General features: G+C 65.1%; 12 protein-coding genes, 1 tRNA gene and 1 pseudogene. 3 read left to right on the forward strand and 11 right to left on the reverse strand.

The window, feature by feature from the left end; genetic code table 11:
- Nucleotides 1-50: 50 nt before the first annotated feature.
- Together QWI33_RS24425 and QWI33_RS24430 are read right to left on the reverse strand one after the other, a co-directional pair.
- Entirely contained in the window at nt 51-932 is an 882-nt protein-coding gene (locus tag QWI33_RS24425) for a CHAD domain-containing protein (RefSeq protein ID WP_289957831.1), read from the reverse strand.
- A 135-nt stretch (nt 933-1,067) separates the two neighbouring features.
- Nucleotides 1,068-2,198, reverse strand: coding sequence for a lytic polysaccharide monooxygenase (locus QWI33_RS24430; protein ID WP_289957830.1), 1,131 nt, complete (start codon nt 2,196-2,198; stop codon nt 1,068-1,070).
- 189 nt (nt 2,199-2,387) lie between these two features.
- Here QWI33_RS24430 and QWI33_RS24435 point away from each other — a divergent pair, with 189 nt between their 5' ends.
- Entirely contained in the window at nt 2,388-2,837 is a 450-nt protein-coding gene (locus tag QWI33_RS24435) for a peroxiredoxin (RefSeq protein ID WP_289957829.1), read from the forward strand.
- Nucleotides 2,838-3,048: 211 nt separating this feature from the next.
- On the opposite strand, the gene rdgB is transcribed toward QWI33_RS24435, so the two are convergent.
- Both rdgB and rph read right to left on the reverse strand, forming a co-directional pair.
- Entirely contained in the window at nt 3,049-3,633 is a 585-nt protein-coding gene (rdgB, locus tag QWI33_RS24440; protein ID WP_289957828.1) for an RdgB/HAM1 family non-canonical purine NTP pyrophosphatase, read from the reverse strand.
- Entirely contained in the window at nt 3,630-4,358 is a 729-nt protein-coding gene (gene rph, locus QWI33_RS24445) for a ribonuclease PH (RefSeq protein WP_270116194.1), read from the reverse strand. The genes rdgB and rph overlap by 4 nt, the downstream gene beginning before the upstream one ends.
- A 156-nt stretch (nt 4,359-4,514) precedes the next feature.
- Between rph and QWI33_RS24450 the strand changes: the two genes are divergently transcribed.
- A tRNA-Leu gene (locus QWI33_RS24450) sits at nt 4,515-4,599 on the forward strand.
- A gap of 709 nt (nt 4,600-5,308) precedes the next feature.
- Here the strand turns inward: QWI33_RS24450 and QWI33_RS29475 are convergent.
- Nucleotides 5,309-6,497: pseudogene (locus QWI33_RS29475) on the reverse strand (recombinase family protein); the annotation flags it as partial.
- Between the two features lie 197 nt (nt 6,498-6,694).
- On the opposite strand from QWI33_RS29475, the gene QWI33_RS24465 reads away from it, so the two are divergent.
- Nucleotides 6,695-7,531 carry a hypothetical protein gene (locus tag QWI33_RS24465; protein WP_289957825.1) on the forward strand — a complete coding sequence of 279 codons (837 nt, stop codon included), beginning with the start codon at nt 6,695-6,697 and terminating at the stop codon, nt 7,529-7,531.
- 53 nt (nt 7,532-7,584) lie between these two features.
- On the opposite strand, the gene QWI33_RS24470 is transcribed toward QWI33_RS24465, so the two are convergent.
- From QWI33_RS24470 to QWI33_RS24495, 6 genes are all read right to left on the reverse strand, one after another.
- Nucleotides 7,585-7,893: a ribbon-helix-helix domain-containing protein gene (locus tag QWI33_RS24470; protein WP_289957824.1), complete on the reverse strand. Its 309-nt coding sequence runs from the start codon at nt 7,891-7,893 to the stop codon at nt 7,585-7,587.
- An 89-nt stretch (nt 7,894-7,982) separates the two neighbouring features.
- Nucleotides 7,983-9,032, reverse strand: a complete 1,050-nt coding sequence (locus tag QWI33_RS24475) for a DNA-methyltransferase (RefSeq protein ID WP_289957822.1) — start codon at nt 9,030-9,032, stop codon at nt 7,983-7,985.
- Nucleotides 9,029-9,979 carry a replication-relaxation family protein gene (locus tag QWI33_RS24480; RefSeq protein ID WP_289957821.1) on the reverse strand — a complete coding sequence of 317 codons (951 nt, stop codon included), beginning with the start codon at nt 9,977-9,979 and terminating at the stop codon, nt 9,029-9,031. Before QWI33_RS24480 ends, QWI33_RS24475 begins: the two co-directional genes overlap by 4 nt.
- Complete coding sequence (locus QWI33_RS24485; protein WP_289957820.1) at nt 9,976-12,165, reverse strand: type IV secretory system conjugative DNA transfer family protein; 2,190 nt, start codon at nt 12,163-12,165, stop codon at nt 9,976-9,978. Before QWI33_RS24485 ends, QWI33_RS24480 begins: the two co-directional genes overlap by 4 nt.
- Before the next feature lie 504 nt (nt 12,166-12,669).
- Nucleotides 12,670-12,885 carry a hypothetical protein gene (locus QWI33_RS24490; RefSeq protein ID WP_289957819.1) on the reverse strand — a complete coding sequence of 72 codons (216 nt, stop codon included), beginning with the start codon at nt 12,883-12,885 and terminating at the stop codon, nt 12,670-12,672.
- 66 nt (nt 12,886-12,951) lie between these two features.
- Nucleotides 12,952-13,128, reverse strand: coding sequence for a hypothetical protein (locus QWI33_RS24495; RefSeq protein ID WP_289957818.1), 177 nt, complete (start codon nt 13,126-13,128; stop codon nt 12,952-12,954).
- Nucleotides 13,129-13,187: the final 59 nt, after the last annotated feature.

Raw genomic sequence — 13,187 nt, forward strand, 5'->3', positions numbered from 1 at the left:
CCGTTCCGGTGCGCGACTTCGTCACGCTCACAAGACCACTGTTCTTTGCTCTAGGACCAGCGCTCGGCCATCTCCGATGCGGCCCGGTCGATCTCCTCGCCCAGCTGGCGCAGGTGCTCCTTCTCGAGCTCGGCGAGGCTCGCGGTGAGGCGGTCGGCCCGGTCCGCGCCCGGCAGCCGCAGCAGCCAGTTGCGGGCGATCACGGCCTGGCGGTACCGGTCGAGCAGGCGCTCGAGGTCCGCCATCGGCGCCACGACGTCCATGGCGACCTGCCCGAGCGCGGGCGCGGCGGCTTCGGCGAGGTAGTGCGCCTCCCGCGCCGCGATGCGCGTCTCGTCCCGCGCGAGCACGAGGTCGGTGGCGTGGCTGAGCCGCCCGTAGGTGTCGAGCAGGTGCGTCCTGGCCTGCGACAGGACGCCCATGAGCGAGGACGCGGGCTTGTCGCCGTCCCGGCTGAGCCGGGCGTGCTCGGTGAAGAGCCGCACCTGGCTGAGCAGGACCGCGACCCAGGTCTGGGAGGCGATCCCCTCGGTCTGGCGGTAGGACTCGCGCATCTCGTATTCAAGGGCCGCATACCATTTCGGGTGCTCAGAGGCCTCGAGCGCGAGCTGGTCGAAGCGGTCGGAGAAGTGGACGCGGAGCTTCTCGAGGTCCTCGGTGTGCTTGAGCGCTTCGAGCAGGTGGTCGAGTTCCTGGCTGCGCGGCGGCGTCTCGGTGAACAGGTGCGCGTACCCGCGGATCACGGTGCGCAGCTGGTGGATGGTGACGCGGACGGTCCCGGCGGAGCCGGGCGCCTGGCGCTCGAAGGCCGCGATGGCGCGGTTGAGCGCGTCGACGTGATCGGAGATGTAGGTCTGGACGACGACGCCGGCGCGTGTCGACGCCGTCATCGGCTGCGGGCCGGCTTTTGCCGGCGCTGCGGGTGCTGACATGGCTCCTCCCCCCGGAAGACCTGCTGGTTCAAGTATTCCAGGAGGCCTCCGGAGGGAGGAGTCGAAGCGGCGATTATGTCGACGAACGTTCAGGTTCCAGCCCTGCGCGCGTCGCCTTCACGAATCACCGCGTTGTCACGCGGGCATGCACTCCATGGCCGGCATCGTCGACAGGTTGCCGCTGACATTGAAGCCGAAGCTCGCCGTCCCGCCCGATGCGATGGTCGCGTTCCAGCCGGACGGTCCGGCCATCTGCATATCGCCCATCGTGGTGATCGTGGTGTTCCACGAGTCCCGGATGGTGACGCCGGAGTTCGGCGCCCACAGCCAGTGGATCATCCAGTCGCTCATGGTCGAGGCGCTGGTGTTCTTGACGGTGATGTTGACCGTCGCGCCGCCGCTCCACGAGTAGATGGAGGCGGTGGCGGTGCAGGCGCCCGTCGGGCCGCCGGTCGGTCCGCCCGTGGGGGTCTCGGTCTCGGTCGGCGGGTCGACGACGCCGCCGTCGTTGCCCGGCAGGTTCGCGCCCGGGCGGATGCCGGTGACCTCGCCGTTGCCGCCGTCGAAGACGACGTCGGAGCAGGCGTAGAAGTTCTCGGTCGAGTCCGAGCGCACCCAGTGCGTGAAGACCACGTGGTAACCGGACTTCTGCGGCAGCTTCAGGTTCGCGTAGTAGTAGTGGTCGTCGCTCCCGGGCCCGCCGTTGGAGGCCGGGTTCGTGAAGGTCTGGAACTTCTCGAGGTCGTCCCAGGCGAGCGGCTGGTTCGGGTCCCACCCGTCCTTGGTGATGTAGAGGTCGAACTTGCCGGGGTGGTGGGCCCAGTTGTTGTAGCGCCACTCGACGTTCGCGCCGGCGGTCACGTGGGTCTTCGGCCAGTTGCCCGGCTCGTTGAACGCCGAGAAGTCGTACGGGCCGCGGCCCCCGCCGTCGCAGATCTGCCCGTCGGGGATGTAGCCGACGGTCTTGCCCGCGCCGTTGGAGTCGAGGTTCCCGAACCAGTTGTAGAACGGGGTGGACCCGCCCTGGTCGAGGGCGGCCTGGCAGGCTTCGTTGTAGGGGTCGAGCTGGCCGCCCCCGCTGAGGCCGTCGAAGTAGCAGAAGTACTGGCGCGAGCCCGGGAAGACCGTGGCGCCGTGGGCTTCGGCCTCGTCTCTGCTGAAGAGCCCCGTGATGGTCATGGCCGTTACTGCGGCCAGGACCATTGACATGACGGCGGCGATTCTGCGGCGTCTGCCGCCGAGCGCCGACGTGGCGGTGGTGGACATGGAATTACTCCTCTGCCGGACATGGAGCGCTCCCAACCTGGCCCTCGAAGAGCCAGCGCGATCTTGTGGACTGCTGCTGACGATATCGTGATATTCGAGTGTATCTATATCACTTGGTGGAACGCAACGGTATCCGGCCGCCCGGCAAGGAACGATTCGATTCGCGGACGCGCGGATACACTCGGCTCCATGGACACCGGAGACACCGCCCCCGCATTCACCCTCGACGACGAGACGGGGACGCCCCGCAGCCTCGACGAGCTCCTCGAGAACGGCCCCGTCGTGCTCTTCTTCTACCCGCAGGCGATGACACCGGGCTGCACCGCCGAGGCCTGCCACTTCCGCGACCTCGCCGCCGACTTCGAGGCTGCCGGCGCCACCCCGGTCGGCATCTCCAACGACACGGTCGACCGCCAGGCCGCGTTCGCCGCCAAGCACTCCTTCGGCTACCCGCTCCTGTCCGACCCGGAGGGGAAGATCGCCGAGGCCTTCGACGTGCGCCGCAAGCTCGGCATCATCGCCACCAAGCGCAAGACCTTCGTCATCGGCGAGGGCCGCGTCATCCTCGGTGCGTTCAAGAGCGAGCTGAACATGAACGCCCACGCGGACAAAGCCCTCGAGCTGCTGAAGAACCGGTAAGCGAAGAGGCGGCCCTAGGGCCGCCTCAATCGCAACGCTCAGGTGTTGCGGTGCTTCAGTTTTAGGTCGCAAGCTCCCAGCCGTGGCTCAGATGCCAGTCGCAGGCTCGCGAGCCTCAGATTCCGTTCACAAGTTCTCGGCAGAGCCTCAGACTCCGGTCGCAAGCTCCCGGCAGAGCCTCAGATTCCGCTCGCAAGCTCGCGGCAGAGCCTCAGATTCCGCTCGCAAGCTCCCGGAATGCCTTCCCCCGGTGGGAGATCGCGTTCTTCTCCGCCGCGGTGAGCTCGGCGCTGGTGCGGTCGAAGCCGTCGGGGGTGAAGAGCGGGTCGTAGCCGAAGCCGTTGGCGCCCTTCGGTTCACGTCCCACGGTCCCGTGCATTTCGCCGTGGACCACGAGCTCGCGCCCGTCGGGCCAGACGATCGCGGCGGCGCACACGAACTTCGCGCCGCGCAGGCCGTCAGGGACGTCCGCGAGCTGGTCGAGCAGCAGCGCGTTGTTCGCCGCGTCGTCCTTGGCGCTGCCGGCCCAGCGGGCCGAGAGCACGCCGGGCATCCCGTTGAGGGCGTCAACGGCGAGACCGGAGTCGTCGGCGATCGTCGCGAGCCCGGTGTGCTTGACACCGTCATGGGCCTTGAGCAGCGCGTTCCCTGCGAACGTCAGCTCGGTCTCGGGGGTCTCGGGGTAGTCGGCGACGGCGTTCAGGCCGACGAGCTCGATGTGCGGAGCGGCCTCGGCGAGGATCTCCCGCAGCTCGTCGATCTTCCCGGCGTTGCGGGTGGCGAGCAGGACCCTCATGGCGAGAGCAGGGTCCGGGCCTGGAGGCCGGCGAGTTCCTTGCAGCCCTTGAGGGCCAGGTCCAGCAGCGAGTCGAGCTCGGCGCGGTTGAACACCGCCTCCTCGCCCGTGCCCTGGACCTCGACGAAGTCGCCTTCGCCGGTGCAGACCACGTTCATGTCGACCGAAGCGGCGACGTCCTCCTCGTAAGGAAGGTCGAGCACCGGCACGCCGTTGACCACGCCGACGCTGATCGCCGCGACCGAGGTCGTCAGGATCTTGTCGGGCTTGCGGGCGATCTTCTGCTCCTTGAGCCAGTCCACGGCGTCGTGCAGGGCCACGTAGGCCCCGGTGATCGCGGCTGTGCGGGTCCCGCCGTCCGCCTGCAGCACATCGCAGTCGAGCGTGATCGTGTTCTCGCCGAGGGCTTTGAAGTCGATGCAGGCGCGCAGGGAACGGCCGATGAGACGCGAGATCTCATGGGTCCGGCCGCCGATCTTCCCGCGGATCGACTCGCGGTCGGAGCGCGAGTGCGTGGACCGCGGGAGCATCGAGTACTCGGCGGTCACCCAGCCCTCGCCGGACCCGCGGCGCCAGCGCGGGACGCCGGGCGTCACCGTCGCGGTGCAGAGCACCCGGGTGCGGCCGAATTCAACGAGCACCGAGCCCTCGGGGTGGTCGGTCCAGGAGCGGGTGAACTTCACGGGGCGCAGCTCATCGGCGGCGCGCTTGTCAGGTCGAGTCATCCCCACCAGACTACGGGACCCCTGACGCGTGTGAAACACTAGTTGCTGCCCATCGCCGGACCACCCGGCACGGCACCCGGCGCATCGGCGACGATGCCGCCGGCCACTGCTGGCGCGAGTGGCGACTGATCCTTCCGATCCGCCGCGCCGCGCTGCGCGCGAGTGGCGGAACTGGCAGACGCGCAGGATTTAGGTTCCTGTGTCCTAGGACGTGGGGGTTCGAGTCCCCCCTCGCGCACCAGAGTAATCATGTTTGAACCCAGCCGGACGTACGAAACGTCCGGCTGGTTCTTTTTTGTCCGTTTTTCGCATGTGAACATGTGTGAGAGCGAGGCCCGTGCCTCGTCCCCATGATCCGTAGCTGGCGGCAGCTCGGCTGTCGCCTCGCCGCGAATGGAAGTGGCCGGCTCAGCGCTCGCAAGGTCCTCCAACAGCTCCGGATCAAGGAGCGTAGCGAACGGCTCGGTCATCTCGAAGCGGTCCACGGCGCCGTCTTCGCCGATGTAGAGCTTTTTGAACAGCCCTTGATTAATCAATCTCCGGATGCGTGGGTTGGCTGCGAGGTACTGGTTGGCGCAGTCCTTCGCCATCTCCAGGGCGAGATCCAGCGTGTCCTCCAGGTTCGTGACGTTTCTCGTTGCGTCCGTGATCGCCTGCCGTGCCTCGTCAATGTCCCGCGTGAGCCGGGCCATCTCGCCCTTCATGAGGTCGAGCGGTACCGCACCGGCGTAGTGAGCCTGGATCAGCTTGGCGCGTTGTTCTTCGGCGTCCTTGAGCCGCTTCTCGGCTCGGCGCTTGTTCTGGGCAACCTCTTCGCGCTCGCTTTCGAGCTCCTTCATGACGCCTGCGCGGATCATCTCGGCCCGGTCGGCTGGCAGCCGCAACGAGCGGTAGAAGTCCTCGATGGCGGGCTCGATTTTGTCCAGTCGTACGTATTTGCGGGTGCAGGGCTGGCGCTTGGTCAGGTGCGACAGGCAGACGTAGTACACGTAGACGCCACCGGACTTGCCGGTGTTCTCGGAGTAGATGAGGCGTGCGCCGCACTCACCGCAGAAGATCGTGCCCTTGAGGTAGTGCGGGTGCTTGCGCTCCTTCTCCCCGGTGAGGCGATGGGCTGAAAGCACGTCTTGGACGCGCAGCCACGTCTCGCTGCTCACTAGTGGCTCGTGCTTGCCTTCGTGGTAGATACCTCGATAGGGGACGACCCCCATGTAGTAGGGGTTGCGCAGCATGTGGTGGACGCCGTTGATGGTGAGTGGCTTCGCGGTGCGCTTGCGGGTGGCGCGAGTCCGCAGCCCTTGGGCGTTGAGCGCGTCGACCAGTTGCCGGATGGCCCAGTCGCCAAGGGCATACTGCTCGAACGCCCAGCGCACCAGCGGCCCGCGCTCGGGGTCAACGATGATCGTGCGGATGTCCGCCCCGTCCCGAAACTCGCGGTGGTTGAGGTACCCGATCGGCGCTCGGTACGGCGTGCCTCCGGCTTTAGCCTTGCCGTCCATACCCTTGAGGACTTCCACGGCGAGGTTGTCCGAGTGGTACTGCGCCACGTCGGCCATCATGTTGTAAAGCAGTCGCCCTGCAGGCGTCTCGTCCACCGGCTCAGACACCGAGATGAGCTTGGCCCCCGCCCGAGCAATCGCGGCGTTTATCTCCACGTCGTCCGCTCGGTTGCGAGCGAGCTGGTCGATCTTGTGCACGACGACGTTCGATTCGGCGAGACTTCAACTCGCGCAACATCTTCTGGAGGAGCGGGCGGTTGGCGGACTTGGCTGACTCACCAGCGTCCACGTACTCCTCGACCAGGATGCCACCGAGCTGTCGCACCTTGAGCAGGCATGCCTCACGCTGCGCCGGGATCGAGTAGCCCTCCATCTCGCCCCCGACGCGGGCCTGTTCCTCGGTGCTCACCCGCAGGTAGATGACGATTCGGAGCACGTGGTCAAGCGACGGCGGCTCCTCACCTTGTAGCTCGCGAACCAGTGAACCGAGGCCGCCGGAGGGGTCGTTGAGCTGTTCGATAAGCAGCTCGCGCTTGCCCTGGTATCGAGCGGTTCTGGTGTTCCGAATGCGGGTGCTCTCCGCGATTCCGGTGAGATCAAGATCCATTCCTTGATCCGTGTACGACGATTCTTCTTTCATGCCGATTCTCCTTTCTCTCACGAGAACGCGTCTATCCGCGTCTCAGTCCAGGCAGGGTACACCTGGGAAAACGTCCCCGCCAGACACGATTTTGTTCATATAAATACATTCCCATGTATTTATTATTTCAGCCTTTTCGACTCTTGGGAGCTGTGGATTTGACAGCTTTCAATCGAGTCGTGGGCTATAGTTCCGCCATGAGCAACTCACCCATCATGTCGAACGTGACGTATCGGTCCCTAGTTCTAATTTCGGCACTAAATGACGTAGGTCACGAGCCCCATCCGCTCGCAATCGACGGCTACTCTTCCACTCCGATGCCATCAGACGAGAAATACGAGTCCTCAATCGAGAGAATGCAGAGACTCATGATGTACCGTCGTGAGCCGGAGCAAGTCGTCGACTTCTTCTTGAATTCTGGTTGGGTCGCGCATGGTGATAATGGATTGATAATTACTGATCTTGGTCGCCACGTTCTACAAGCCCATCGGATGCTCACTGGCATCTCGGATGAGGCCACGCAAGTTTGCGAAGTTCTCAACTCCTCAGAAGATGAGAGTGGCCTCCCTGTCACCCAGCTAACTCGATTCACAAGCGAAGCTGGAGCGGGCCTACTTGTCGACCCCTATTTTCTTCCAGACATGCTTCCGTGGCTTCTTCGGAGCACCAAAATTACAAGAGTCCTGGTCAAGGAACCGAAGCACCCGCCGAAGAAGAAGGCGGGACCGATCCAACTGCTTGCTTCCGCATTGCATGATCTTCAGGCTGAGGTGAAGGACCGATTGGAAGTGAGGTATTCCACGAGCACTAACCTGCATGACCGTTGCATAATCAGCGAGGATAAAACAGTCTCCCTTCTAGGGACTTCGCTTACGGGTATTCATAGTCATCTCACCGTGATCTACCCTCTACCTTCATCTTTGCAGCGGTCGTACGTCGCTACGATCGAGAAATTCTGGAAGGAAGCTACTTTGATCCAGCCTCAATCGCTTCGGAGCGAATCGAACACAGTCGAAGCGCCGTCCGGGAAATGAGGGTGAAGAGGGGCTAGCACGCCACTCTTCACCCCTGACCTGAGCAGAAAGTTCTAGCTCTGGTTGCTCTTGCGACGAGGCGTCGTCTTCGCCTCTGCGCTCGCCGGAGTCTCAGACCCGAACAGCGCCTGGATGGCGTCGCGCCGGGCCGCCGCCTCGCGCTCGATCTCCTCGAGCGCAGCAGCGGCACGAGCGGCGAAGTCGCCTTCGGCACGCTTGCGGGCTACGTACTCCTCGACCGCGCGCCGCAGGGCATCGGCGAGGGACAGCCCGTCCAGCTGGGCCACCAGCGTGAACTGCGCGTGCAGTTCATCCGGCAGCTTGATGCCTAGCGTCTTGATGCCCGAACTCTTGGGCTCCATAACGCTCCTCCTCGGTGTGGTGCGGCTGGCCATCTCCCTGTAGAGATGACGATTCTCAGCCGCAGGCCCCCGACGAGCCCCTGAACACCTCACGGGTCGCAGCCCTCCCGCTCGGTAGCTGAGCGATGCTCGGCCCGCCACTCCGCCAAGCGCTGTCGAGCCAGCGCGACGTACACCGGGTTAAGCTCACAGCCGATCCAGTCCCGCCCGTGCATCTCCGCAGCCAGCGCCACCGTCCCCGAGCCCATGAACGGATCGAGCACCACGCCCGGCACCGTCTCCGCATCGCACGTGCAACCTGGGCGAAGTTCGCCGAGCTGTGGCGGCTGCCGGTCGCGATCCACCTTGGCTCGCAGCCAGGGTGTGCCGCATTCCGCGCACACCTTCTCGGGGCACGTTGCGAGTAGCGGCGTCTCCACCAGTCCCAGCGGGAAGGTGGCGAAGTGCTCGCCTCGATAGGCCGCAGTGGACAGTTGCCAGACGTCGCCGGGGTTCTTGCCCAAGGGATGCGACACCTTGCCCGCGCCCTTCATGCGGTTGAGCCCGCGGTTGTCATCGACGCCGCCACCCTCCGGCAGCGCCTCCTCGGGCAAGTAGCGGTAACCCTCGACGTCGGTCCGGCGGCCGGCCCGAGAACGAGGTGGAACTCGAACAGCGTCGAGGTCGAAGAAGTAGTGCCGTGATCGCACCAGGAGGAACAGCACCTCGTATCCGCAGCTGAAGCGGTCAGCCACGCTCGATGGAATGGGGTTGGTCTTGGCCCAGATGATCTGGTTGCGCATGATCCAGCCGTCCTCGGCCAGCACCAGAGCCAAGCGCTGCGGCCCAAGCAGCAGGCCCTTCGGGGGTGCACCTTGCCGGACGTGGTTGCTGTAGCCGTCGCCGACGTTCAACCACAGGGCGCCGCCCGGTTTGAGAACGCGGGCGAGTCGGCGGCAGATATCCACGAGTGCGCGTACCCAGCCGTCCACGTCGCTCTCCAAGCCGATCTGCTCCGGGTGGCCGTAGTCGCGAAGAGCGAAGTAGGGCGGGCTGGTGATCGCGCAGTCCACACTGTTCGCGGGCAGATCGGCCAACCGTTCGCGTGCGTCACCGAGGAGGATGCGCCTCAGCGGGAGATGGTCGGGGCCGAGGTTCATTGTTCGCCTCCTTCGGCGCTAAGCAGATGGATGGTTTCGCTGAGCAGAGCGACGCGGAACAGCGCTTGGGTTTCATGCGGTAGTCGCCGGATTACCTCGGAGAGCTGGTCGGCGCGTCGTGTGGCCTCGGCCAGCCACAGCACCACTGGGAAGACATCGTGTGCCTGCTGCTCGATGCCGCTGCGCCAGTAAGCGATGTAGGACTGGCACTTCTTGGTGAGCGTCGGAGTGCTCTCGGTGCCCATGTCGACCTCGATGAAGACCGACAGTTCAACGGCTCGCACGCCAAGACGGAGCGCTGCATCAGGTTTGAGGGTCACGACGCCACCGGCAGCCCCCGGGAACCGACGCCAACATGTCGGTTCAGGCTGGAACTCCAGAAGGTCCACACGACCGTCTCGATCCGCCTCGACCAGCTGGACAAACAACTCCGAGACGGCCAGCACGTGCCGCTGGTGGGGCGGACTGGTCTCCCATACCCGTCGCCGCTTCTTGCCGGTCGGGCCATCAACCTCCAGCACAGCTTGCCCGTAGCCGGACAGCCCGTAGATGAACCCTGCCGATCCAGCTCGCACGCCGCCGACGCGTTGGCCAAGACGCACCACGACGTTGAGCTCGCTCAACCGCTGAAGCAAAGCCCGTGTCCGCCGCGCCTGCGTCGCCCTCGACCCGCCCGCTACGTGAAGTCGCGCGATCTGAGCACCAGTAAGGAGTCGCAACTTGTGAAGCGAACGCAGGACTGCGAAGTCTCGTTCGCTGAGTTTCTGTCGCAGCCGCTCCACCCGGCCGCGCGCGGGACGAGTCGTCGGAGAGTGCTCACCAGACGGCTCAAGAGTCGTTGTGTCCTGTGAGCTGATTTCGCACGTCGGGGCCACCCCTTGCTCAGCGCGATCGGCAGTCCGACCGGTAGCCCCAGTTTCACCCCTGTAGGTAGGCCAATCGGTCATGCCGACCTCCTTGGCTTCGTCCCGATGGGACCGACAGGCGGCAGGTCACCGCCTTCCCAACGTTCAAGTTGCGCGCGGTCCAGCTCGGCACCGTCGACACCGTAGCGCGACTCGCTCTCGTGCTGGACTTCATCCGGGTCGCTCACCCACGGGGGGAGCGGCTGGGTCTTCACCGAGAATGGCGCGGTGGGGTGACGATCAAGAAGAAGCTGTGCACACGCCTCGAAGGCACGCAGGCGCAAGAGGTCGTCGCCCGTGAGGTCACCACCGAGCGACGCGGCTAGCGCCTTGGCGTCCTCAGCTGCGGGTCGGAAGGTCACGCGTGATCGGGCGTTAGCGAGGACTGCGGCCCTCGGATTCAGACTGAGCTGGTTCAGATGCTGATGCGCCAGCGTCCATCCGACCCCCAGCCCTCGGGACTGCGCGAGCGCGTCCCCGAAGTCGAGGCCGCCAGAGAGTCGCAGGTAATCCTGGAACTCGTCAACGACCATCATCACCTCATGCCGCTTCTCCTGCGGTACAGCCGCGCGCCGCTGCGCCGCCGACCAAACTTGGCTCAGCAGCAGCGCACCCAGCAAGTTCGCCGCAGGCGATCCGAGGAGTCCACGGTTAAGGTTCACCAACACGATCCGACGCTTGGTGAACAACTCTTCCAGGTCGAACTTCGGTGCAGTCTGGCCGAGCATTCGGCGGGTGGTCTCGCGGCTCGTGAGTGCTCGCAACTTGTTCAGCAGCGGCGCGATCACCTGGGCGCGTTCACCTTCCGAGAGTCCGTCGAACCAGGCGAAGAACGGGCCGAGAGTGAGCGGGTCACCAACTTCTGCGAGTGCCCGTCGCCGGAACGCTGGGTTGGTCAGCAGCATGGGCACGTCGCAGATGGTGCCGTCTTTGAGTCGGCTCACCGCGACCAGCGCATGCAGCGCCACGTCGGTGGTGCGCGGCCCGAAGTTCGGCCCGTGCATCTCCGCAAGCAGATGGACGATCTGATCCGCCCGTCGCTCTGCACCTGAGTGATCCCCACCAAGCACGTTGATCCCCACGCTGCGCTCGCCCGCAGGGTCGATTACTACGACGTCTTTACGGCGATGCTCAGGAATCCGCGCGAGCAAGTCACGCACCAGATCGCCACGAGGCTCAACCACGAGCACCGAGCGCCCAGCTTCGATGTCGGCTAGAGAAAGCCCACACAGGAGTGTGGACTTGCCCGAACCTGTCGGCCCGATGACGTGCAGATGATGCAGGCTCGTCGCAGGCGGTACGACCACCAGCCGGCCCCGCTGCCCAGGGTGCAGACTCTCGCCGAGCGTCCGGTGGTGAGTGGCCTTCCGATCGTCTTCGTTTGTCAGGAGCTTGTTCGGCACCTCCGAGATGTGCCCGCCGATCACTGGCAGCGTCTCCGGCAGCCTGTCCTGAACCGGCCAGCCCAGAAGCGCCGCCAGCTCGGCAGCGTTGAGAACGCAGGACCAGCTGACCACCGGCGAGACCGCATGGTGCTGCCGCAGCGCCCTGGCCGCGGTCGGCCGGCTGAAAGTGAGCGCGGCATGTTGGCTGTTCGCCAGTTTGAGTGCACTACCGATACGCCCGATGATCGCTCGCGCTCGCTGAGGGTTTCGAGCCATCGCCCCGATCCGTCCTTGAGCAGCGAACAGGGCTTCCGAAGATTTCTGCTGCCACGAGCGTTGGGCTCGGGCGTCCGACGTCGAAGGAGCCCGCAGTCCCAACGACTCCGCCAGGTTCAGCGGCCCCGATGGTTGGGTGCGGCCCTGGGACGGACCGAGCACCCATTGCAGGCAGGCCGTCTCATCCCCGGTGAGTTGGGCGAGAACCTCGGTCAACTGCGCGCTGGTGCCTCCGGCCGTATCCAGTCGAAGCGGAGCGGCCAGACTTGAAAGCCGGACGTCCGCAGCAAGCGAGAGCGGCCGACGAATCTCCGGCGAAACCGGAGCCATGCCAAGACGTGGCAGGTGGGCATGGAAGGTTTCGGCTACATGCCCAAGTACACGGGCATCTACCCCAAGCCGCCAGCCGAGGCGTTCACCTTCGCCCCAGAGTTCCAGGACGACCGGCGGCGTTGTGTGAAGCCACCCGACGCGCGGCCGATGGGCGAGCGGACGAAGGAGGGTCGTCACGGTCTCGAGATCGAGATCCCGCGGCGGGGTGAGGTCGAACCAGCGCAGCTCACTCATTGCGCGGCTCCCGGGTCCTCGGGCTCGGAGCGCGGTCGAACGCTCTCCTCCCCGGGCGGCAGCTCCTGGTGATGCTGCGCTTGGATCTCGATGCGTGCCAGCTCCAAACAGGCGCGGGCCAGCTTCCTGATCTCTGGTCGTTCCCGTTCCTCCCCTGTGACGTGTACTGGTCCCGTTGATTCTTTGCTCATAGGCGACCTCCTCTCCTTGTGACGTTGTTGATGACGCTTCGGGAAAAGCCAGTCGCTCGAGAGTCTTTGGGGCACCACGAACACACCCCACATGAAGGCTCAGGGGTGCATCGGCGAGACCCGGGAACGACCAGCAGACGTGACGCGAGGGGCGATCTCTGCGCTGGTGATGCCGGACGAATTCCGTCCCGAGCGCCCAGGCCCTCGCTACATTTCTTATTGTGAGCCTTGACAACTCGGCGGTAAAGGGACTTGGCAGCTTTCACAACACCGATCGGCAGGCTCCTACCACAGTATTGTCCACAACGGAAACTCAGCTGAACCACCGCCGGAATATCAGCAGGTAGACGATGCCAACCGCCAGCAGCGCGATCAACACCGGCACCAGCGGGCGCAGGATCTCCCATACCATGCGGGCCGCGAACGCTACTGCAACCACCACGAGCACCCACCCAAGGACGCGGCCGGCGGGCGGCACCTTCGGCCTCTCGCTCATCCCGGCATCACCACGGGGCTGCACCTGATGCATTTCACCTCGTATACTTCCTTCCACGAGAAGTGGGCACGTACGCGGCGCGCACCTGCCCACTGGTTCCTAGTCCTTCTCTTCTGCGGCGGACGCCCGACGACGCCGCTTCGGCCCGCTGAAGGCCTCGTTCAACTCGTGGTCGCGGTGAAGCTCGCTCCCGAGCTCCTGCATCTGCGCTTCACGTTCGCTGCGCTCGTGGTCCTCGCGCTTGCCGACGATCTGCTTCCGAGTACGCCTCGGCACATGACTCCTCCTAAGTGAGTGTGGTTGAGCTTGGTGACCGGCCGCCCCAGATCGAGGCG

Source organism: Glycomyces tritici, from assembly GCF_030403505.1.

Bases quoted from the DNA above. Each gene is read 5' to 3' on its own strand.
- QWI33_RS24425 (WP_289957831.1), bottom strand. From the start codon at position 932: ATGTCAGCACCCGCAGCGCCGGCAAAAGCCGGCCCGCAGCCGATGACG.
- QWI33_RS24430 (WP_289957830.1), bottom strand. From the start codon at position 2,198: ATGTCCACCACCGCCACGTCGGCGCTCGGCGGCAGACGCCGCAGAATC.
- QWI33_RS24435 (WP_289957829.1), top strand. From the start codon at position 2,388: ATGGACACCGGAGACACCGCCCCCGCATTCACCCTCGACGACGAGACG.
- rdgB (WP_289957828.1), bottom strand. From the start codon at position 3,633: ATGAGGGTCCTGCTCGCCACCCGCAACGCCGGGAAGATCGACGAGCTG.
- rph (WP_270116194.1), bottom strand. From the start codon at position 4,358: ATGACTCGACCTGACAAGCGCGCCGCCGATGAGCTGCGCCCCGTGAAG.
- QWI33_RS24465 (WP_289957825.1), top strand. From the start codon at position 6,695: ATGAGCAACTCACCCATCATGTCGAACGTGACGTATCGGTCCCTAGTT.
- QWI33_RS24470 (WP_289957824.1), bottom strand. From the start codon at position 7,893: ATGGAGCCCAAGAGTTCGGGCATCAAGACGCTAGGCATCAAGCTGCCG.
- QWI33_RS24475 (WP_289957822.1), bottom strand. From the start codon at position 9,032: ATGAACCTCGGCCCCGACCATCTCCCGCTGAGGCGCATCCTCCTCGGT.
- QWI33_RS24480 (WP_289957821.1), bottom strand. From the start codon at position 9,979: ATGACCGATTGGCCTACCTACAGGGGTGAAACTGGGGCTACCGGTCGG.
- QWI33_RS24485 (WP_289957820.1), bottom strand. From the start codon at position 12,165: ATGAGTGAGCTGCGCTGGTTCGACCTCACCCCGCCGCGGGATCTCGAT.
- QWI33_RS24490 (WP_289957819.1), bottom strand. From the start codon at position 12,885: ATGCATCAGGTGCAGCCCCGTGGTGATGCCGGGATGAGCGAGAGGCCG.